This is a genomic window from uncultured Campylobacter sp., from assembly GCF_938045625.1.
In the GTDB taxonomy this organism is placed as follows: Bacteria; Campylobacterota; Campylobacteria; order Campylobacterales; family Campylobacteraceae; genus Campylobacter_A.
In genome coordinates this window covers 46,618-68,671 of record NZ_CALIAV010000023.1, presented here as the reverse complement: position 1 = coordinate 68,671, position 22,054 = coordinate 46,618, and the positions used below count along the sequence as shown (strand labels likewise).

The following is a 22,054-nucleotide window of genomic DNA, read 5'->3' as shown; positions in this document are numbered from 1 at the left end:
TTTACGCCTCCTCTTTGTCTTTAGCAAAAATGCTTACCGCGGCGTGCGCTGCTATACCGATACCTGCGAGCGCCAGTACTCCGATGCCGATTTTATCGCTGACGTTATCGACGCCTAGGCCTAAAACGGTGTTAAACAGCCTATCTGCCATCGGCTCCTCAAAAGGCCCCATTGTATCCCAAAAATCAGGCTCCGAGCAACCTATGCAGCCGTGACCGGCCTGCACCGGCCAGCTGGTGTGCTGGTTAAATCTCTCACGAGAGCAGTTATTAAACGTATATGGGCCTTTGCAGCCGACTTTATAGAGGCAGTAGCCGTTTTTCGCGCCCTCGTCGCCAAAGGTCTGCACGAACTCGCCCGCGTCAAACCTACCGCGTCTTTCGCAAAGATCGTGGATCCTAAGCCCGTAAGCCCACTTCGGACGGTTATATACGTCAAGTGCGGGCAAGGTGCCAAAAAGTATGTAGTGAAGGACGTTGCCCACGATATTTTTCTCGCTAGGAGGACAGCCCGGGACGTTTATGACCGGTTTTGAGGTTACTTTTGATAGGCCGACGGAATTTGACGGGTTTGGCTTTGCCGCTTGTATACCGCCGAAGCTCGAACAGGTACCGATAGCAAATATCGCCGCGGCGTTTTCGCTCGCGTGCTTTGCGTGATGAAGTCCGCTAAGCCCCAAAGGACCGACCGTTAGATAGTTTTCCGTATCGCCCGTAGGTATGCCGCCCTCGACTAGAAGGATGTATCTGTCTTTGTATTTTTCGATCGCGCTTTCTAGGTTTTCCTCAGCCTGCCAGCCTGCCGCAGCCATCACGGTTTCGTGATACTCGAGGCTAATGTAGTCAAAAATCAAGCTATCTATACTCGGCGCATCGGTGCGAAGCAAGCTCTCGCTGCATCCGGTGCACTCGGCCATGTGTAGCCATATCACTGGCAATCTATCGCTAAGCTCGGCAGCTCTAGCTACGGTCGGCGTCATTGACGCAGGCAGCGCCATAAACGCCGTCATCGCGCCAGCCCACTTCATAAAATCTCGCCTACTAAATCCGCTTTTCTTTAAAGCTTCGCCGATCGATCCGTTTTTTAAAGTCGGAAGCGCGGCAAGCACGCTAAGCCTCTCGTTTATCCTAACTAGGACATCGTCTCTCATGCTCTCTCCTTGGAGTGAAATTTGCATTTTGGCATGTTTGATAAAAGAGTAAATTTGTCTTTAATTATTATCAAATAGCTTTAAATATTGAAATATTACAACTAAAATTTAAAATTCTATATTTAGTAAAAGAACTAGTTTTAATAATTAAGTATATTGTTATTTTAGTGATATTTTTGCAAAGAAAGCTCTAAAAATAATTAAAGTATAAAAAGATAAATTTAACAAATCATTTTTACATTTTGATATTTTAAAATCAAAATCACCCTATTTCTTAATTGGTTTCAAGGCTTTAAAATTTGAAATACAAATTTACGGCGTCAAATTTTACCCTGACCGCCTTGTATTTCTAAAATTCGCGCGCTTATTTGCATTATCTGCGCAAACACCGCTCCCTTTTGCGTCTCAAGCGAGGCCGCCATATCTTTTGCGTATGGATTTTTGCTCGCTTTTACTCGCTTTATCGCGGCTTCAAGCTCTTTTAGGCGTTTTTGCAGTTTTTCTAGCTGCTTTTTTAGGATATCGGCGCTGCTTTCGCCCTCGTTTGCGCTATCAAAAAAATCTGACGCGTCGCGCAAGATATCGCCTCTATCGCCGCTTTGCAAATTTACGTTTTTTAAATTTGCCGCGCTAGTCGCTGCAGAGCTTTTGCCGACGCTCATCAAATTTGAATTTAAATTTATGTTTAGTTTTACATCCATCGCCGTGCCTTTAAATTTAAAAGTATATCGGCAAATTTGAGTAAAATTTAAGGCGCAACCGTAAATTTTACTCTCAAATTTATGGATTTTAAAGAAGGCTCGGCAAAATCGCCCAAATCCCGCCGAGCCCAAAAATCAAGCGACCGAATTTACTCCTTCGGCGCGATCATATCCTCAGGCACCACCCACGCATCAAATTCCTCGGCGGTTAGTATGCCCGATCTTATCGCTTCCTCGCGCAGCGTCGTGCCGTTATGATGCGCGGTTTTGGCGATCTTGGCGGCATTTGCATAGCCGATGTGCGGATTTAGCGCGGTTACGAGCATCAGGCTTTCGTGAAGTAACTTGTCGATTTTTGCCGCATTTGCCGTGATACCGCAAGCGCAGTGTTTCTCAAAGCTTAGCATCGCATCGCTTAATAGACGAATGCTTTGGATGAGGTTGTAGGTAAGCACCGGCTTAAAGACGTTTAGCTCAAAGTTGCCTTGGCTTGCGGCGACGGAGATCGCGACGTGGTTGCCCATCACCTGCGCGGCGACCATCGTGACGGCTTCGCACTGCGTCGGATTTACCTTGCCTGGCATTATCGAGCTTCCAGGCTCGTTTTCAGGGATGTTTATCTCGCCGATACCGCATCTTGGCCCGCTTGCTAGCCAGCGCACGTCGTTTGCGATCTTCATCAAATTTGCCGCCAGACCGTTTAGCGCGCCGCTTAAAAACACCTCCGCGTCGTGGCTGGTTAGGCCGTGAAATTTATTCGGATGGGATTTAAATTTAAACGCCGTGCCCGTTAGAGCGTTTAGCTCATCGCTTACCATCTGGCTAAATTTCGGGTGCGAGTTTAGCCCGGTGCCCACCGCGGTGCCGCCGATGGCAAGCTCTTCTAAAAACGGCACGGTAGCGAGGATCTGCGCCTTGCTCGCCTTTAGCATATGCGCGTAGCCGCTAAATTCCTGCCCGAGCGTGAGCGGTGTGGCGTCTTGCAGGTGAGTACGGCCGATCTTTACGATCCCCGCAAACTCGGCGGTCTTTTTATCCAGCGTCGCTTCAAGCTTTTCTATCGCTGGCAGCAGCTTTTTTTGCAGCTCCAGTACAAAGGCTATTCGCATCGCCGTAGGATAGGTGTCGTTTGAGCTCTGACCTTTATTTACGTGATCGTTTGGATGCACAAACTTCGCGTCTTTAGGATCAAGTGCCGCTTTATCGCGGAAATTTAGTCCTAAAATTTCCATTGCGCGGTTTGAAACGACCTCGTTTAAATTCATATTCGACTGCGTGCCAGATCCGGTCTGCCACACGACCAGAGGGAAATTTCCATCCAGCTTGCCGTTTAAAATTTCATCGCACGCCTGCGCGATCGCCTCGGTTCGAGGCTCGTCTAGGCGGCCCAGCTTGCGATTAACCAGCGCGCACGCCTTTTTTAGATAGGCAAAGCCCTCTATGACCTCCCTTGGCATCGTCTCCAGCCCTACTCCGATCTCGAAATTTTCATGGCTGCGCTGTGTCTGCGCACCCCAATATTTATCGTTTGGTACCTTCACCTCGCCCATCGTGTCTTTTTCTATTCTATATTCCATGCCTTTATCTCCTTTACTTAAATTAGTATTTGAAATTATATATCAATTATCATAAATTTAATCTTTCGAGATTTTACGCGCAAATTCGATATAATCGCGAAATGAAAAGAGTTTTAGCTAAATTTATCAAATACTTCGCCGCAGTCGCCCTGCTCTGCTTTGTAGCTTTTTTAGTGCTTGACTTTGCCTATCCGCTTGACACGAAAGCGCTAAAGCGGGAAAATTCGTTCATACTTTTTGATAAAAACGGCCAGATCGTCGCCCTTCGGCCTAGCAGCGACGAAATTTGGAGATTTGAGGCTAAAAACATACCGCAGACACTAAAAGATAGCGTTGTTTTGTTTGAGGATAAATTTTTCTACTACCACATCGGCGTAAATCCATTTGCCATGATCCGCGCGACCGCGCACAATCTCACGCACTCTAACCGTATCGGCGCCTCTACGATCACGATGCAAGTCGCGCGCATGATGAAGCGAGAGGAGCGCACCTATGCAAACAAATTTAAAGAAATCTTTACCGCGCTTCAGCTGGAGTGGCACTATAGCAAAGACGAGATTTTAAATTTTTACTTTAACCTCGCTCCATACGGCGGAAATATCGAGGGTGCGGCGGCTGCGGCGAGGTTTTATTTCGGCAAAGAGCTTGGCGAGCTTAGTATCGCCGAGTGCGCGCTTTTGAGCACGATCCCAAAAAACCCAAACGCCAACCGCCTAGATAAAAAATCAAACATCAACGCGCTAAAAAACCGCGTCGCAAAGTTGCTTTATAAAGCCGGCGTGATAGATCAAAGCGCATTCCAAAGAGCGCAAAGAGAGCCATTTAAAAACAAACGCTACGACGCCGTTTATAAGGCCAGGCACTACGCCGCGCAAGCTCTAAAAAACGGAGTTACACACTCAAATTTGGATCTAAATTTGCAAATTTTACTAGAAAACGCGCTAAAAAATACGGCTACCTCGCTAAAATCAAAAGACGCCTACAACGCCGCGGGGATAATAATCGACAACAAAAACATGAGCGTAGCGGCATACGTGGGCTCGCACGACTGGCACGCTCCGCAGGGACAAAACGACGGCGTAACGATGAGCAGAAACGTGGGCTCGACGCTAAAGCCGTTTATATTTTCGCTAGGACTCGACGAGGGTTTCATCACGCCAAAAAGCCAGATGATAGATACAGAAATTTTCCTCGGAGAGTACGTGCCCAAAAACTACGACAGCAGGTTTTTTGGTATCATCTCAGCGACCGAGGCGCTAGCGCTTAGCCTAAATATCCCGGCCGTTAGCCTAAACAACAAATTAGGCGAAAACTCTCTTTACGAGCTGCTTTCTAGAGTGCGTTTGGTGAGCAATTCAAAGGAATTTTACGCAGATAGTATCGCGCTTGGAAGTGCGGAAATGAGCCTGCTAAATTTAGCCCACCTCTACACTATCTACGCAAACGGCGGCGAGCTAAAACCGCTGGAAGCGGCCGGCAAGACGATACTAGGCTACGGACGGCTAATCAGCCCGCAAAGCGCGTATCTAACCTCAAAAATGCTCTCAAGCGCGTCAAGAAGCTATCTGGGCGTCGCATGGCAATACGCAAAAGACACGCCTCAAATCGCCTTTAAAACCGGCACCAGCTACGGTTCGCGCGATATATACACGATCGGCGTAAATAACGACTACACGGTCGCGGTGTGGTTTGGTAACTTTAACGGCAAAAAGACGCAAAATTTAAGCGGATTTAGCGACGCGTCTCGCACGGTTTTTGACGTCTTTAAACTACTAGCTCAAAAGCAAAAACTGTCTTTCATGGGCGCGCCAGGCGGCATTGAGTCCAAAAAAACCTGTCTTGACGCGTTTAAATTTAAAGAGTGCAGAGATGAAGAGGATGACTGGCAAATAGAGGGCGTAGCGCTAAAAGATATCTGCGAGAGTATCAGAGGCGATGAGGTAGGATTTTTACTAAAAAACGGCGCGATTACTCAAGAAGATATCAAAGAAAGTCCTTGTTACTATAAATTTAAAAGCTATAAACCTCTCGTTGCAACGCCGTCAAATAATCAAATTCTGCTAAGCGATGAAAATTTAACTAAAGTTATGCTAAAATGTTACGCATATATCGGCGATGAGATATATCTCAAAATCGACGAAAACGAATGGGAAAAAGTAAACAACGCGAGCGAAAATACCTTAAATTTAACGCAAGGCAAACACAAGCTCGGGTGTCTGGACGAAAATTCGAATTTAAGCGAAATCAATATCGAAATAAGGAGGTTTTAATGCGTTTAAAGCTAGTCAGCTTAAGCCTAAGCTGCATTTTGGCAGCAAATTTGAGCGCCTTTACGCTTGACGGTTCAAGCAAGGCGTTAGACGATGGCTCGGTAAGCATTGGCGTAAAATACGCCCAAAACGAACAGTCTCTCATCGGCAAGGTCACGCACAAAAAAATAATCGAGTGTTCGCCCGAGATAACGGGAGCCTTTGAGTATGGATCAGACTCGATTTTCTTTTACCCTAAAAAGCCTCTTGCAAAAGGCATAAGCTACTCGTGCAAAAAAGGCGATAGTAAGGTTAAATTTTACGGCGGAGATTTCGTGCTATCAAACATGATCGAGTACTCCGGAGATACCTTTTTAGCGGTATTTAACGATAATGTTAGCGAGGATGAGTTTGCCGCAAATTTTAAAATTTACGACAAGCAAAATTTGGCCAAGCAAAACATCAAATATAAAATCGTAGCCAAAACGCCTAAAAGCTTTCAGATAAAGTTACTTGAAAGCGGCGACAATTTAGTATTTTCGGTTTCTAAAAACCTCAAAAATACTTCGGGTATAAATTTGGCCGATAGTTTTGAAGTCGTGCAAAAAGTCTCAAATCCCGATGAAAATTTCGTCGATAAGCCAAAAGCCAAGACTATGTTTTTAAGCGAAGTCGAAGGCATTAGCCTAGATAACGGCAAACTAGCGGCTAGACTCTATCTTAAAGATTGGATAGATTCTGACAATATTAAAAAATTTATCAAGGTCGAGGGCGTAAATAGCTTTGAAGTTGGCGAAATGGAGTACACTAGCCACCAAGACCCAGACGGCGAGTATTACTACTACTATATCGACATTACCAGTAAAGACTTCAAACCGCAGACAACATACAAAGTCACCTTCTATAAGGGCTTTGGCGACGATTACTCGATGCTACGAGAAAACTCCTCATTTAACGTCGCGTTCGGCGATCTAAAGCCGTTTTTGGAGTTTACCGATAGCGGCACGTATATGTCTAACCTGGGCGAGATCGGCATAAAAAGCGTAAATACAAACACCGCTAAAGTCGTCGTCGAGAAGCTAAAAGAGCAAAATTTAAGATACTTTTTAAATTTTACCGAGACTCCTTTGGATAACTACGCCGAGGAAGTAGCTAGCAAAAACTACGACCTAGGCGGCGCTCAAAACGAAATGCAAAAAAGCAAGATCAAGCTTGACTTTGCCGAGGGCGGCGACGGAGTTTATCTAGTCACGGTCTACTACGACAAAGACAAAAGCGTACAAAAAGCGGTCTATCTAACCGATATCGGCCTAAGCATGAAGGTTTCAAAAGACGAGGTATTTTTATTTGCCAACCGCTTGAGTAAAAACGAAGTGGTCGCAAACGCGGACGTCAAAATTTACTCCACTAAAAACAATCTCATCGCAAGCGGCATCACAAACGACGAAGGCGTATTTAAATTTAATAAAAAAGACATCGGCAAGGACGTCTCAAGCGCAGTTTTAACGCTAGGTAAAGAGCAAAGCTTCATCGCCCTATCGCAAAACAAACGCCTAAACGAGGAGTCAAATTTAGACGCCAAAGATAGAAGCGAAACGTATAGCGCGTATTTGCACTTTGCTAGCAACATCATCCGCCCGCAGGAAAATATAAAAGGCGAGATCATCATCAAAAACGCGCTGTTTAAGAGCCTCTCAAACATGCCCGTTAAGCTAAAAATCAGAGATCCGCAAAACAAAGTGATCCTAAATAAAGGCGTAAATACCACCGAGCTTGGCGTGATAAATTTCGACGAGCCGGTAAACTCTGGACTAACCGGAACGTTTAAATTTGAAGTGATCTTTGCAAATAAAATCATCGATAGCTACGACTTTTCAGTCGAGTCCTTCACCCCGCAACGCATCAAAAACGAGGTCAAGCTAGATAAGCAAATTTACGCTCTAGACGATCTAATAGACGTAAAACTACAAAGCAACTACCTTTTTGGCGGAGCGGCGGCTAATCTAGAAGGCGACGTGGCGTTAAATTTATATCAGCAAGATTACAAAAACGATAAATTTAAAGAGTATAAATTTAGCAACGGCGAATACGCTGCAAACGGCCTAGATCAGTTTACTAAACCAGTCACTCTAGACAACGAAGGCAAAGGCGCGACTGCGTTTAAGCTACAAAGCAAAGGCAAAATCGCAAGCATTTTAAAAGGCACCGCGGTATTTACCATTAACGATGACGGCAAAAATGTAAGCGCTAGCAACGACTTTAGCGTATATCCTTTTGACGTGATGGTCGGCGTCAGGGCAAACGACACCTACATCGACGCAAACTCCAAACTAACGCTAAATTTCGTAAGCGTCGATCCGCTTAAAGACGAGGAGTTAAAAGATAGACAAAAAGCCGTCGAGATCAAAAAAGCGATCTGGGAATACAACTACGACAAAGAAGGCTATCTAAAATGGAACAAACGCTACGAAAAGGTCTTTAGCGATACTCTTAGCGGTAACGAATTCGTTTATGATTTCAATCAAAGCGGCGACTTCATAGTCGTGGTTTCCGATATCCTAAGCGGCCACTCGGCAAATTTAGATATCTACGTTAGCGGCTGGGACTACGGCGGCACGTTGCAACCGACAAAAGAGCTAGCTAAAGCTAAAATCAAGCTAAATCAAAAAGCCTATAAAAAAGGCGACTTGCTAAACGTAGACGTTAGCTCTGTGCTAAAAAGCGGCATCGGCATCATCACGGTCGAGTCAGAAAACGTCAAAAAGTATAAAGTCGTAAATATAGAAAACAACGTAGCAAACGCCAAATTTGACCTTGACTTCGATTTTGAGGGACTTTATGTAACTGCATCCATCATGCGCGTAGCCGATAACGACGTCTTGCCGTTTAGAACCTACGATAAAGTCTATGCAAAAGCGGATAAATCATACCGAGCGACAAACGTCAGCATCGAAGCGCCAAAAGTCGTGAAGTCAAACTCCAAATTTAAAACTACCGTAAAAACTGAGCCAAATGCGGAAGTTACGTTATTTGCAGTTGATGAAGGCGTACTACAAGTAACAAATCAAAAGTTAAAGAGCCCGCTTGACTTTTTTGACAAAATTTTAAACGACGGCGTGCTTGATTATGACATCTACGCAAATTTGAGCGGATTTAAAAAAGACGGTAAAGTACTAAGCTTCGGCGGCGACGCGGCGGCTGCCCTTATGGAGATGAGAATGGCAAAATTTGCTAGCCCGGTCGATAAGAAAAACGTCAAAACCTACATCAAAATGCAAACGGCAAAAGCCGGTGCCGACGGCGTAGCGAATTTCGAGATAGAAGTGCCTAGCGACTTTAACTCAGAGATAAATTTAGCCGCGCTCAGCGTAGTCGGCGATAAGCTCGGCTTTAGCGTAAATGCCATAAAGGTAAAAGACGATATCATCCTAAAACCGACTCAAACGGCGTATCTTATCGAGGGCGATAAGATAAACTACTCTCTAAGAGTCATAAATACGACCAAAGAGCCAAAAAAGGTAGCCTTAAGCCTAGATACCAACCTAAACGCGAAACTAGGCGTAGATAGTATCGAGCTAAAACCCGAGGAAAACGCTAAGCTAAATTTCACGGTCGATGCTAACGCTACTGGCAAAGCGTATATAAATTTCACCGCAAACGACGGTAAAAACGGCTATACCTACTCACAAAAGCTTGACGTCATCCACGCCTATCCGCTTAGCACCTACGCTAAAAATTTCCAGGCTACCGTGGAAAAAACATTTAAGCTTGACAGCGAGTTTAAACGCATCAGGATCGACGCTTCAAGCTCTATAAAAGGCGTATTAAGCGCAAATAGCGATAAGCTCGTAAACTACCCTTACGGATGCGCCGAGCAGCGCTCAAGTAAGCTTTTTGAGCTAAATTTCCTAGTGCTTGGCGGAGATGATTCTAAAGAAGCTAAAGCAAAAGAAGCCGATAGAAGAAGATTTGTCGAAGCTGGCTTGCAAGACGTCGTCAATATGCAAAAAACAGACGGCAGCATCGGCTACTGGAATCAGCTAGGCTACACGAACAACTTTGCTTCTATCTACTCTATCGATATGCTATTTACCCTTGAAAAATCAGGCTTTGCACTTGATAGCCACGTAAAAAATAAAGCGATCGACTGGTTAAAGGCGTTTGGCAGCAACGACAACTTCCAAGCTCTTTACGCAGCCTACGTCCTAAGCACGCAAAAGAAGCTCGATAGATCAAAGCTAAACGCTCTATACGATCAAAAAAGATACCAAGGTAGCGCGCTTGAAGGCTACTTGATGGCGGCGATCCTCAAAAACGAGGGACTAAATAAAGAGAGCGAAAAAGTGCTAAAAGAGCTAAATAAATCAGCCTATAACCGCGAAAAAGAGCTGGCCGATAACTTTGGCTCAGAGATCAGAAACAAGGCCTTTATGCTACTTTTACACGCTAATCACTTTGAGAAAAACGCATTTAGCGACGAGCTAGCAGACTACCTGATCGCTCGCGTAGATAAGCTACATTCGACGCAGGAGCGCGCATTTACGCTAAGAGCGCTAAGAGCTTATATCAAAGACGTCTCAAGCGAGAACAAATTTAAGCTTATCGCCGACGGACACGATCTAAATTTCGACGGTCGCGGAGCTATCAACATCGCTCCTAAAAAGCCTGAGATTACTATCGTGCCTGAAAACGGCGCAGCCGTGTATCTAGGCGTTAGTGCGTCAGGCTACAAAAAGCTAGACGTAAGTCACAAATTTGACAAAAAAGGGCTTGATATCTACAGAACCTTCGTCGGCAAAGACGGCAAAGAGATCGATATCAACGCGCTTAAGGTAAACGACGTCATCTACTCGAAGCTTTCTCTTAAAACGAATGAGTTTATCAGAAACGGCGTGATAAACGAAACGATCAGCCCTTGCCTTGAGGTGGTAAACGAAAACATCGTACCAAACGTAAGAACTGAAGCCACGAAAAACTCTTTAACTCTCGAGCATCAAAACATCGAGGACGACAGAGTTTTGAGCTTTTATAGCTTGGATGCTAGCAAGGATGCGCACGTGCTCTACACGCCTCTTCGCGTCGTCATGAGCGGTAAGTGCATGCTACCTGCGGTCATCACGGAAAACATGTACGACGAGAGCATGAGTGACTACGATCTAGCTCAGCACGAATTTATCGTCAAATGATCCTTTGCGAAGCGGTTTTTTAGCCGCTTCGCTTTCTTTGCCTATTCTTAAAAACAACCTATTTTAAACATACTATTAGCAAATTTGTAGTAAAATCCGACATTTTTTAAACAATTATTAAGGATAAAATATGGCGGAATTTTACGACGCAAAAGAAGTAGAAGATAAATTTTATAAAATTTGGGAAGAACGCGGATATTTCGAGATAGATGCGAACAAAAACATACGCAAAGACGGCCGTAAATTTTGCATCATGATGCCGCCTCCAAACGTAACGGGCTCGCTTCATATCGGACACGCCCTAACCTTTACCCTACAAGACATAATGACGCGCTACAAAAGAATGGACGGCTACAAAACGCTGTGGCAGCCGGGCCTTGATCACGCAGGTATCGCCACGCAAAACGTCGTTGAAAAGCAGCTCCTAGCCCAAGGCATCAAAAAAGAAGAGCTCGGACGCGAAAAATTCGTAGAAAAAGTCTGGGAATGGAAAGAAAAAAGCGGCGGCATGATCGTGCATCAAATGCGAAAACTAGGTATCTCGCCGGCATGGTCGCGCCAAAGATTTACGATGGATGAGGGACTAAGAATAGCCGTCAAAAAGGCTTTCGTAAATCTCTACGAAAAAGGGCTCATCGTACGCGAAAACTACATGATAAACTGGTGTACGCACGACGGCGCGCTCAGCGACATCGAGGTCGAGCATAAGGAAAACAAAGGCAAGCTTTATCATTTGAGGTACTATCTCGCAGACGAAGCTTCAAATTTGAGCGAAAATTCCGCATTAAATTTTGACAAGAGTAACACAAATTCGCCTCAAAACGACGAGGCGAATTATCGCAAAGATAGGCGAGGCGGAGTGGATTTTGACGACGGGAGTGCACTGGTCGTGCGTGACCGAGGAGAAATCCGCTCTAACAAAGCATATCAAAGCGAGAATTTGCCGTATATCGTTGTGGCAACGACAAGGCCCGAAACCTACTTCGGCGATACCGCGGTAATGGTAAACCCGAACGACGAACGATATAAAAATTTGATCGGCAAAAAAGTCGTCCTGCCGATAATCGGTCGCGAGATCGAGATCATAGCCGACGAGCATGTCGATATGGAGTTTGGAACGGGCCTAGTAAAAGTCACGCCAGCGCACGACACCAACGACTACGAGGTCGGCAAAAGGCATGATCTAAAATTTATAACCGTTTTTGATGAAAAAGGCATCCTAAACGAGCAGTGCGCGCAGTTTAAAGGGCTTGAGCGACTAGAGGCTAGAGACGCCATCGTAGCAGAGCTAGAAAAGCTCGGAAACGTCGAGAAGATCGAAGACTACGAAAATCAAGTCGGCTACTGCTACCGCTGCAAAAACGTCGTCGAGCCATACATCTCAAAGCAGTGGTTCGTCAAAAAACAGATCGCGGACGACGCGATCGCAAAGGTCGGCGAAGGATTAGCCAAATTTTACCCGGCTCACTGGATAAACAGCTTTAACGCCTGGATGCGCGAGCTTCGCGACTGGTGTATCTCGCGCCAGCTATGGTGGGGGCATCAGATCCCGGTATTTTACTGTGACGCGTGCGGACACGAGTGGGCGGACGAAGACGAGCCGACGCAGTGCCCAAAATGCAAAAGCACAAATTTCCATCAAGACCCGGATGTCCTAGATACCTGGTTTAGCTCGGGGCTTTGGCCGTTTAGCACGCTTGGCTGGGGTAACGGCGAGGAGCTAAAAAACGAGAAATGGTTTGACGGCGATTTGGCCGAATTTTACCCAAACAACCTGCTAATCACCGGCTTTGATATTTTGTTTTTCTGGGTGGCCAGGATGATGTTTCAGGGCGAAAACGCGCTAGGCAAGCTACCGTTTGACGATATTTATCTACACGCTCTGGTTAAAGACGAGCAAGGCAGAAAGATGAGCAAGAGCCTAGGCAACGTCATCGACCCGCTCGTTAGCATCGAGGAGTATAGCGCCGACGTCCTGCGCTTTACGCTTGCGCTACTAGCCGTGCAGGGACGCGACATAAAACTAAGCGACGAAAAGATGAAGCTCGTGCGAAATTTCACGAACAAGCTTTACAACGCGAGCAAATATCTGCTGCTAAACGAGTCTAAATTTGCAAATTTAAGCGACGCCAAAATCGAAACGAAGCTTGGCAAATACATGCTAAGCCGATTTAACGAGTGCGTACGCGAGGTGCGAGAAAACATCGATGCCTACCGCTTTAACGATGCGGCAAACGCGATTTATAAATTTTTATGGGACGAGTTTTGCGACTGGGGTATCGAGCTTAGCAAAGCCGACAAAGGCAGCGTAAGGGAGCTTGGAGCGATATTTAAAGAGGCTATGAGGCTGCTTAGCCCATTTATGCCGTTTATCTCAGAATTTCTTTTCCACGAGCTTAGCGGCTCAAATTTAGAAAGCGCGAGCTCGATCATGATAGAGGCGTATCCGCAGGCTAACGAGCGCGACATGCAGATAGAAAAGACCTTTGAGCTGGTGATCGAGGCTATCGTCGCGATCCGCCGTGCAAAGGCGACCATCGAGCAAGGAAACTCAAAAATCCCAAAAGCTTTCATCAAGCTAAACGGAAACGAAAATTTGACCGAGGCGACAAACTACATCTCGCTGCTAGCTAAATGCGAGCAGATCGAGTTTTGCGACGCTAAAATAGAAAACGCCACACGCGACGTGAGCGAAAATTTAGAAGTATTCGTACCGCTTGAAGGCGTGGATATGAGCGCGGTGATCATGCGACTGCGGTCGCAAAAAACCAAACTAGAAAAAGAGATAGCAAAGCTTTCTGCTATGCTAAATAACGAGAAATTCGTGGCCTCCGCTCCGCAAGCCGTGGTCGAAGCCAACCGCGAAGGGCTGCAAAGCGCGCAGGAGAAATTCGCCAAAGTATGCGACGAGCTAAAGGCGTTTGGCGAGTAGTCCGCTCGTTTGAGCCTAAATTTTAAATCAAGGAGAAAAAATGAAAGGTAGTATCGGTGGATTTACGTTAGGCACGGTCATAGCCGTCGCGCTATCGTGGGGAGCAAATAAAAGCATATTGTGGGCAATAATTCACGGATTTTTAAGTTGGATATACGTGATTTATTATTTGCTGATGAAGTGAAACTTTGTCGCTAGTTAAATTTAAAGGATAAAAATGAGTCAAAAGATAAAAATAGCAGTTTTGGGATATGGAAATTTGGGTCGCGGCGTAGAGCTTGCCGCACAAAATAGCAAGGATTTGGAATTAACAGCAGTTTTTAGCCGCAGAAATCCAAGCGAGGTAAAAACATACGGTGCGCCGGTGTTTAGCATGGACGAAATTTTATCGCACAAGGGCAAATTTGACGTTTTGGTGCTTTGCGGCGGTAGCGCAACGGATCTTCCGACGCAAACGCCCGAGTTTGCGCAGAGCTTTAATGTCGTCGATAGCTTCGATACGCACGCGAAAATCCCAGAGCACTTCGCCGCAGTAGACGCCGCCGCTAAAAAAGGCGGAAACGTAGGCATCATCGCCGTGGGCTGGGATCCGGGTCTGTTTTCGCTAAACAGACTATTTGGCGAGAGCGTGCTAGAAAACGGCAGCAGTTATACGTTTTGGGGTAAAGGCGTGAGCCAAGGTCACTCAGACGCCATCCGCAGGATCAAGGGCGTCGTGGACGCACGCCAATACACCGTGCCGATAGAAAGCGCCTTGGAGCGAGTTCGCGCGGGCGAAAATCCAAAGCTTTCAACGCGCGAAAAGCACCTGCGCGAGTGCTACGTAGTGGTGCAGGACGGCGTAGATAAAGCGCGCATCGAGCGTGAGATAAAAACGATGCCAAACTACTTCGCCGACTACGACACGAGCGTGCATTTTATCGATCTTGCAACGCTTAAAAAGGAGCACGGCGGCATCCCTCACGGAGGATTCGTTTTGCGAAGCGGGGTGACGGGCGAGCGCGGCGAAAATAAACATTTGATCGAGTTTTCGCTAAAGCTTGATTCAAATCCCGAATTTACCGCAAGCGTGCTCGTAGCCTACGCCCGCGCGGCGTACCGCCTAGTAAAAAAGGGCGAAAGCGGTGCGTTTAGCGTATTTGACATCGCCCCTGCGCTTCTTTCGCCAAAGAGCGCCGATGAGCTAAGGCGCGAAATTTTATAAATTTATGCGGTTTTAAAAACAAGGAAAATTAGTGATAAAAATAGAAAATTTAAAGAAATTTTACGGGGCGACGCAGATCATAGATGACGTCAGCCTTAACGTAGAAAAAGGCGAAATTTTCGCCATCGTAGGTCACAGCGGCGCGGGTAAATCCACCCTGCTTCGCTGCATAAACGGCCTAGAGGACTATCAAAGCGGCAGCCTGAAGGTATTTGACAAAGAAATCTCGGCGCTAAAAGATAGGGAGCTAAGAGAGCTTAGGCGCGACGTGGGGATGATATTTCAGCACTTTGCGCTGATGGCTAGAAAAACGGCGTTTGAAAACGTAGCGACTCCGCTTAAATTTTGGGGTTACTCAGACGGCGAAATCAAAAAAAGAGTGAGCGAGCTACTAGAGCTAGTAGGCCTTGCAAACAAAGCCGCAAGTTATCCCAGCGAGCTAAGCGGCGGCCAAAAGCAACGCGTCGCTATCGCCCGCGCTCTTGCGCTAAGTCCAAAAATTTTACTCTCCGACGAGGCGACCTCTGCGCTTGATCCAAACACGACAAATTCGATACTCGAGCTTTTAAAACAGATCAATCAAACGCTAAACATCAGCGTCGTTTTGGTCACGCACGAGATGGAGGTCGTAAAAAGTATCGCGCGCCGCGCAGTGCTACTAGAAAGCGGCAAGATAATCGGTAGCGGTACGATCGAGGAGCTATTTTTAAAACCGGACGAAAAGATGAAGGAATTCCTCGGCGAGGATGAAATTTTGCCGAGCGAGGGCGTAAATATAAGACTTTTTTTCCCAAAAGAAGTCGCGCAAAACAGCGTCATCACGCACATGGCGCGCACGCTAAATATCGACTTTAACATCGTTTGGGGCAAGCTTGAAAAACTAAACGAAAACGTACTAGGCTCGCTCGTCATCAACGTCGATCCAAAAGACGAGGCACGCGTGACCGAGTATATCAAGCAAAGCGGCGTATTATGGGAGGTGGCGTGATGTTTGGCATAGATTTTTCTAAATTTTCCGACGTTTTCGAGCGCATTTTGCTCCCAGCCATCGGCGAGACGCTCTATATGAGCGTGGTTTCGACGCTTTTAGCGTTTTTGATAGGCCTAGTGCCCGCTATCTTGCTAGTCCTTTCGGCAAAGGACGGTCTAAAGCCAAATAGACCGCTATTTATCGCGCTTGACATCACGGTAAATACGCTAAGAAGCTTTCCATTTATCATCCTCATCATCGTGCTTTTCCCGCTCACGCGTCTGATCGTAGGTACCAGTATCGGCACTACTGCGGCTATCGTTCCGCTTACTATCGGTGCGGCGCCGTTTATCGCTAGGCTTATAGAGAGCGCGCTAAAAGAGGTCGATAAAGGCATCATCGAGGCCGCCAGAAGCTTTGGTAGCTCAAATTTTCAGATCATTTTTAAGGTGATGTTTGTAGAGGCATTGCCGGGTATCGTAGCCTCCATCACGCTCACGCTTATCGTTATCATCGGCTTTTCGGCGATGGCGGGCGCGGTCGGCGGCGGCGGGCTGGGATCTGTTGCGATAAACTACGGCTATCAGAGATTTCGTCCCGATATCATGCTTTATACCGTCGTGATTTTAATCATAATGGTTCAAATTTTCCAATCATTAGGAAATTTTATTTATAAGATCACAAAGAAATGATTTTTCCGTCTGATTTTATTTTCTTTTAAACTTTTTTTGCATAAAATCCCGAAATTAATTTTACAAAGAAAGGATAGAAAATGAAATCAGATATGTGCGAAATGCGTCGCTTCACTCAACTTAAGTCGTCGAAAGACTAACGCTAAGCGCAAAATTTCTTTTTAAGCGCTTAGTCTTGCTAAGCATTTAAAAAGAAATTTAAGCCTCCGCTCATATCCTTTTTTAAATGCTAGCCAAATTTTAAAAAGGATATAAAATGAAAAATCTACTTAAATACTCTCTAGTCGCTCTAAGCCTAACAATCGCCGCAAATGCAGCCGAGAAAATCGTCGTAGGCGCTACGCCGGTTCCGCATGCTGAAATTTTAGAAGTCGTAAAACCCATCCTTGCAAAAGACGGCTTTACTCTTGAGATCAAAGAATTTAACGACTACTCTACTCCAAATTTGGCCACCGAAGACGGCGATCTAGACGCTAACTACTTCCAGCACCTGCCGTATCTTGAGGAATTTAACAAAAACAAAGGCACTCATCTAGTTAAAACCGTGGGCGTTCACCTCGAGCCTATGGGCGTTTACTCTAAAAAGATAAAAAATATCAAAGAGCTAAAAGACGGCAGCACCGTAGCGATACCAAACGACCCGACAAACGAGAGCCGCGCGCTTGACGTGCTAGCTAGCGCAGGTCTTATCAAGCTAAACGACAACCCCCTAAAAACACCGCTTGATATCACGGAAAACCCAAAAAAGCTAAAATTTGAAGAGATCGAGACAGCTCAAGTTCCTCGTACGCTAGATGACGTCGCCATCGCCGTTATCAACACGAACTACGCTCTAAACGCCAACCTAAACCCGACCAAAGACGCACTCGTGCTTGAGAGCAAAGATAGCCCGTACACCAACTACGTCGTGGTCAAAGTCGGCAACGAAAATAGCCCGAAAATCAAAGCTCTAGACAAAGCAGTCACGAGCCCGGAGGTAAAGAAATTTATTGAGGAAAAATATAAAGGCGCGATAATCCCGACGTTTTAATCAAATTTAGCCCCGCCCGCTCAAATTTAGCGGCGCGGGCAAATTTAACGAAACGACGAATCCAAATTTAGTTTAGAGACCGCTCTTAAAACAAAACGGCGTAAAAGCTTTTACCTTTTTAGCGCCGTTTTTATCAAAAAAAGGAATGATAATGCAATTTTCAAAAATACTTCTGGGCGCGCTTTTAGCTAGCGGCCTGTATGCTAGCGACAAAACCATCACCGTAGGCGCATCTCCAGTACCTCACGCCGAGATTTTAGAAGAGGTCGTAAAGCCGATCTTAGAAAAAGAGGGCTACAAGCTCGACGTCAAAATCTTTAACGACTACGTGATCCCAAACATAGCCGTCGAAAACGGCGAACTCGACGCCAACTACTTCCAAGGCCTGCCGTATATGAAGTCGTTTAACAAAGACAAAGGCACTCACATCGTGCCGACCGTGGGCGTACACGTCGAGCCTATGGGCGCGTATTCTAAAAAGATAAAAAGCCTAGACGAGCTAAAAGACGGCGATATCATCGCTATCTCAAACAACGCCGCAGACTCGACGCGTTCGATAAATTTGCTCGAAAAAGCCGGCATCGTAAAGGCTAAAGAGGGCGAATACAAGTCGCCGCTAGATATCATAGAAAATCCGAAAAATCTCAAATTTAAAGAGATGGAGTCCGCACAGACGCCACGCTCTCTCGATGACGTCGCGCTAGCCTTTATCAACGTAAACTACGCCCTAGACGTCGGCCTCCAACCGACTAAAGACGCGCTGATCCTCGAGGATAAGGATAGTCCGTACACCAACTACGTAGCGACCAAGGCCGGTAACGAAAATAACCCGAAAATCAAGGCTCTAGATAAAGCCATACTAACTCCCGAGGTTAAAGACTTTATCGTAAAGCGCTACCAAGGCGCGGTGATACCGAGCTTCTGATCGCGTCAAATTTAACCGATTTGCCATCGTAAAATTTAGTTTTTAAAATCACAACAGGCGTTTTTTGCCTAAATTTTATGACTCAAATTTGGCAAAAAAGAAAAATAGTCGAGAAAAATCTCCAAAAAATAAAACGGCGTAAAAGCTTTTACCTTTTTAGCGCCGTTTTTCAAAAGAAAAAAGGAAAATATAATGAAAGTTTTTAAAATTTTAGCAAGTTTGGCGCTAGCCTTTAACCTCTACGCAGCAGACAAAGATCACACTATCGTAGTAGCCGTCTCGCCTGTACCTCACGCAGAAATCATGGAGTTTATCAAACCTGTCCTAGCAAAAGAGGGCTACGATCTAGTCATCAAAGAGATAAACGACTATTCGATTCCAAATTTAGCGACGCAAGACGGTGATTTGGACGCGAATTTCTTTCAGCACTGGCCGTATCTAAAAAATCACAATGAAACAAAAGGCACGACCTTGATAACTGCCGCGGCGATACATCTCGAGCCGCTGGGCTTTTACTCTAAAAAGATAAAAAACCTAAGCGAGCTAAAAGACGGCGCTAAAGTCGCGATCGCCTACGATCCGACTAACGGCAACAGAGCGCTAAACATACTGCAAAAAGCCGGCCTCATCGAGCTTGATAAAAGCGCTAAGCTAGCCACGCCAAAAGACATCGTGAAAAATCCAAAGCGCCTAAATTTCGTCGAGCTTGAGGGCGCGCAGATACCTCGCACGCTAGATGAAGTCGATCTTGCCGCTATAAGCACGAATTTCGTCCTTGATATCGGCATGAATCCTAAAAAAGACGCGCTAGCTATCGAAGGTACCGAAAGCCCGTACGCCAACATCATCGCAGTCAAAGCCGGCAACGAAAATAGCCCAAAAATCAAAGCTCTCGTTAAAGCCGCAACCAGCCCCGAGACGAAAGAGTTTATTCTAAAAAGATACAACGGAGCGATACTGCCGGTATTTTGATTACGCGCCGCTTGCGCTTTGACGCAGGGACGGAAGCTTTTTTGGCCGATTTTAAAGTCGGCCGATAAAATTTGAGTCAAATTTTGACTTCAAACGTCAAATTTGACTCTCAAACTGACGCGGTTAAATTTAAGGCACAAATTTGACCGCGACACGCCTTTTTTTAAACTCGGCAATGCCCCACAAAACTTTATAAAGGTGTGGGTAAAACCCAAATCTTTATCTCGCAAATTTATCTTGCAATCAAATTTAAAACTCGCCCGTAGTGCCGTCAAATTTAACCGCCGCAGACGACCCTAGCCCCAAATGACGCCCGTATAAAGCTAAAATTTACCGTAGTTTGCTAAAATCATAATTTTAAATTTAAGGAGAAAAATGCTAGGCGATTTTATAAATTTTATCGTCCAAACCGTCGGCGAGTGGGGATATGCGGGCATATTTTTGATGATGTTTTTAGAGAGTTCGTTTTTCCCATTTCCAAGCGAAGTGGCGATGATCCCGGCGGGATATCTAGCGCATCAGGGACAGATGAGCCTAGTTCTAGCGTGGTGTGCGGGTACGGCTGGCAGCCTTGCAGGAGCCGTGTTTAACTACTATCTATGCTACTTTTTCGGGCGCGAACTCGTGCTAAAATACGGCAAATACGTCGGCATAACGAAGGTAAAAATGCGAAAATTCGAGGCGTTTTTCAAAAGGCACGGCGAGATTTCGACCTTTAACTGCCGTTTGATACCGGGAATCCGCCAGTACATCAGCCTGCCGGCGGGCCTTGCTAAGATGAATCTTTTTAAATTTAGTCTCTACACGACTCTTGGTGCGGGTATCTGGGTCGCCGTACTGCTAGCCGTGGGCTGGTATCTAGGCAAAAACTACGACAAGAGCGCGTTTAGCCACATTGTGGTCGCCCTACTCGCCGCCGTCGGCCTACTCACTGCGCTTTATATTTTTTACGTAAAACGCCTAAGTAAAAAATCAAAAGTCGGTGCAAAAGAGCTAGAATAAGACGCTGAGTAAGCTAACAAGCAAGACCGAAATCAAAATTTGGCCTTGCTTGCTTTATCAAATTTATAGCGCACCATAAAAACTACGGCAAATTTTACGGGCATATCGCGGCTAAGAACTTCGTGTCTTACGACCTTTCATTTAACCAAAACCCTAAAAATGCAGAAAAATCTGGAATTTTATCTCTATTGCAGCCAAATTTCGGCTTAAATTTAGAGATCATGTAAAACGCAAATTTGATTTATGCGTTTAAATTTTACGCCTTAAAGCAATAAATTTGATTACTTTTAAAGCTTCTTTAGTGAAATTAAAAAATGAAAATTTAGCCCTTTTTACGTCTTTGCTTTTCAAATAATACCCACGCAAATCAAGCGCCAAAAGCGCGATAAGAGATGGAAACATATAGATATTTATGGCGATAAGTACGATGCGAAGCGTAACGGTATCTTGTAAAATAGCTTGTAAATTTAGGCTGTTTTCGATACTAACGTAATAAACGCCGATCACGGCAAAAAGCGCGGCGATACGTAAAATTTTAGATACGATTTCGTTGCCCAGTTTTGAGATATTTTCACTCACGGCTAGCGACAAAAATAACCAGCAAAATATCCAAACTAGCGCGAAAACGGCATCTAAAAGCAAATTTTCATCATAACGCTCGCGTACGACTATAGCAAAAACGGGCGAGAAAATCAGACTCAAGACGAACCAAAAAAGCGAACGAAATGCAAGCAGGACGAAACACGCATAGATACAAGCGCTAGCGGCAAGTAAAAGCCACTCGATAGCAAAAACCAGTGCAAACACATAAATGCCCAAACAAAGCGCAAATAGGCCGCAAAAGAGCGAATAATAGCCCTCAAGCAGCCTAGTAGCTTTTAAATTTATGTTTTCAAAAAAGTTTAACACGCGCAGTCTATGAGATCTTCTTTTGTTTCGGACGAAATACCTTCATCACGCTCTCATCAGTCTCGATAAATGCGCCGCCGATCAGGTCGATGCAATACGGAATCGCTGGAAATACGGGCTCTAGGCACTCTCTGATAGCCTTTGGCTGGCCGGGTAAATTTACGATGAGCGCGTGCCCCCTGATACCGGCCGTTTGGCGCGATAAGATCGCCGTGGGGACGTATTTTAGGCTAGCCGTTCTCATTAGCTCGCCAAAGCCCGGCATCATCTTTTCGCACACGGCCTCAGTAGCCTCAGGCGTCACGTCGCGAGCAGCAGGTCCCGTGCCGCCCGTCGTTAGCACTAGATCGCAGCCTAGCACGTCTATCATGTGTTTTAGGCGCTCTTTTATGAGCTCGATATCATCAGGGATCACCTCGTAAAAATACTCGCGCTCGCTCGTTATCCAGCCATCCAAAACCTCTTTTATCGCCGCGCCCGATAGATCGTCGTATTTGCCTTCGCTAGCGCGGTCGCTCAGCGTCAAAATGCCTATTTTTGCTTTCATTTTTTCTC

General features: G+C 45.6%; 16 protein-coding genes. 11 read left to right on the top strand and 5 right to left on the bottom strand.

What is annotated here, in order from left to right; genetic code table 11:
• Nucleotide 1: 1 nt before the first annotated feature.
• From Q0386_RS02265 to fumC, 3 genes are all read right to left on the bottom strand, one after another.
• Nucleotides 2-1,150: a hydrogenase small subunit gene (locus tag Q0386_RS02265; RefSeq protein WP_299026455.1), complete on the bottom strand. Its 1,149-nt coding sequence runs from the start codon at nucleotides 1,148-1,150 to the stop codon at nucleotides 2-4.
• A 320-nt stretch (nucleotides 1,151-1,470) separates the two neighbouring features.
• Entirely contained in the window at nucleotides 1,471-1,851 is a 381-nt protein-coding gene (locus Q0386_RS02260; RefSeq protein ID WP_299026452.1) for a hypothetical protein, read from the bottom strand.
• A gap of 149 nt (nucleotides 1,852-2,000) precedes the next feature.
• The gene (gene fumC / locus Q0386_RS02255; RefSeq protein WP_299026449.1) at nucleotides 2,001-3,428 is read right to left on the bottom strand and encodes a class II fumarate hydratase; all 1,428 of its coding nucleotides are present in this window, start codon (nucleotides 3,426-3,428) and stop codon (nucleotides 2,001-2,003) included.
• Nucleotides 3,429-3,529: 101 nt separating this feature from the next.
• On the opposite strand from fumC, the gene pbpC reads away from it, so the two are divergent.
• The 11 genes from pbpC (at nucleotide 3,530) to Q0386_RS02200 (ending at nucleotide 20,590) form a co-directional block, all read left to right on the top strand.
• Nucleotides 3,530-5,698 carry a penicillin-binding protein 1C gene (pbpC, locus tag Q0386_RS02250; RefSeq protein WP_299026446.1) on the top strand — a complete coding sequence of 723 codons (2,169 nt, stop codon included), beginning with the start codon at nucleotides 3,530-3,532 and terminating at the stop codon, nucleotides 5,696-5,698.
• A complete protein-coding gene (locus Q0386_RS02245) occupies nucleotides 5,698-10,863 on the top strand; it encodes an alpha-2-macroglobulin (protein WP_299026443.1) in 5,166 nt (1,721 codons plus the stop codon). The genes pbpC and Q0386_RS02245 overlap by 1 nt, the downstream gene beginning before the upstream one ends.
• A 130-nt stretch (nucleotides 10,864-10,993) precedes the next feature.
• Nucleotides 10,994-13,795 carry a valine--tRNA ligase gene (locus Q0386_RS02240; protein WP_299026441.1) on the top strand — a complete coding sequence of 934 codons (2,802 nt, stop codon included), beginning with the start codon at nucleotides 10,994-10,996 and terminating at the stop codon, nucleotides 13,793-13,795.
• Nucleotides 13,796-13,835: 40 nt separating this feature from the next.
• Nucleotides 13,836-13,979 (top strand): hypothetical protein, encoded by a 144-nt coding sequence (locus Q0386_RS02235; RefSeq protein ID WP_002952601.1) that lies wholly within the window; start codon nucleotides 13,836-13,838, stop codon nucleotides 13,977-13,979.
• A 33-nt stretch (nucleotides 13,980-14,012) separates the two neighbouring features.
• Entirely contained in the window at nucleotides 14,013-14,999 is a 987-nt protein-coding gene (locus tag Q0386_RS02230) for a diaminopimelate dehydrogenase (RefSeq protein ID WP_002952600.1), read from the top strand.
• 31 nt (nucleotides 15,000-15,030) lie between these two features.
• A complete protein-coding gene (locus tag Q0386_RS02225) occupies nucleotides 15,031-15,987 on the top strand; it encodes a methionine ABC transporter ATP-binding protein (RefSeq protein WP_299026436.1) in 957 nt (318 codons plus the stop codon).
• Nucleotides 15,987-16,661 carry a methionine ABC transporter permease gene (locus Q0386_RS02220; RefSeq protein ID WP_299026567.1) on the top strand — a complete coding sequence of 225 codons (675 nt, stop codon included), beginning with the start codon at nucleotides 15,987-15,989 and terminating at the stop codon, nucleotides 16,659-16,661. The genes Q0386_RS02225 and Q0386_RS02220 overlap by 1 nt, the downstream gene beginning before the upstream one ends.
• Before the next feature lie 256 nt (nucleotides 16,662-16,917).
• Nucleotides 16,918-17,691, top strand: coding sequence for a MetQ/NlpA family ABC transporter substrate-binding protein (locus Q0386_RS02215; protein ID WP_299026433.1), 774 nt, complete (start codon nucleotides 16,918-16,920; stop codon nucleotides 17,689-17,691).
• Between the two features lie 151 nt (nucleotides 17,692-17,842).
• Nucleotides 17,843-18,616, top strand: coding sequence for a MetQ/NlpA family ABC transporter substrate-binding protein (locus tag Q0386_RS02210; protein ID WP_299026430.1), 774 nt, complete (start codon nucleotides 17,843-17,845; stop codon nucleotides 18,614-18,616).
• Between the two features lie 192 nt (nucleotides 18,617-18,808).
• A complete protein-coding gene (locus tag Q0386_RS02205; protein WP_299026427.1) occupies nucleotides 18,809-19,588 on the top strand; it encodes a MetQ/NlpA family ABC transporter substrate-binding protein in 780 nt (259 codons plus the stop codon).
• A gap of 375 nt (nucleotides 19,589-19,963) precedes the next feature.
• Nucleotides 19,964-20,590, top strand: a complete 627-nt coding sequence (locus tag Q0386_RS02200) for a DedA family protein (protein ID WP_299026424.1) — start codon at nucleotides 19,964-19,966, stop codon at nucleotides 20,588-20,590.
• Nucleotides 20,591-20,839: 249 nt separating this feature from the next.
• Here Q0386_RS02200 and Q0386_RS02195 read toward each other — a convergent pair whose 3' ends face one another.
• Together Q0386_RS02195 and mog are read right to left on the bottom strand one after the other, a co-directional pair.
• Entirely contained in the window at nucleotides 20,840-21,499 is a 660-nt protein-coding gene (locus Q0386_RS02195; protein WP_299026421.1) for a nitrogen fixation protein NifR, read from the bottom strand.
• A 7-nt stretch (nucleotides 21,500-21,506) separates the two neighbouring features.
• On the bottom strand, nucleotides 21,507-22,046 hold the full coding sequence (gene mog, locus Q0386_RS02190) for a molybdopterin adenylyltransferase (RefSeq protein WP_299026419.1): 540 nt from the start codon (nucleotides 22,044-22,046) through the stop codon (nucleotides 21,507-21,509).
• Nucleotides 22,047-22,054: the final 8 nt, after the last annotated feature.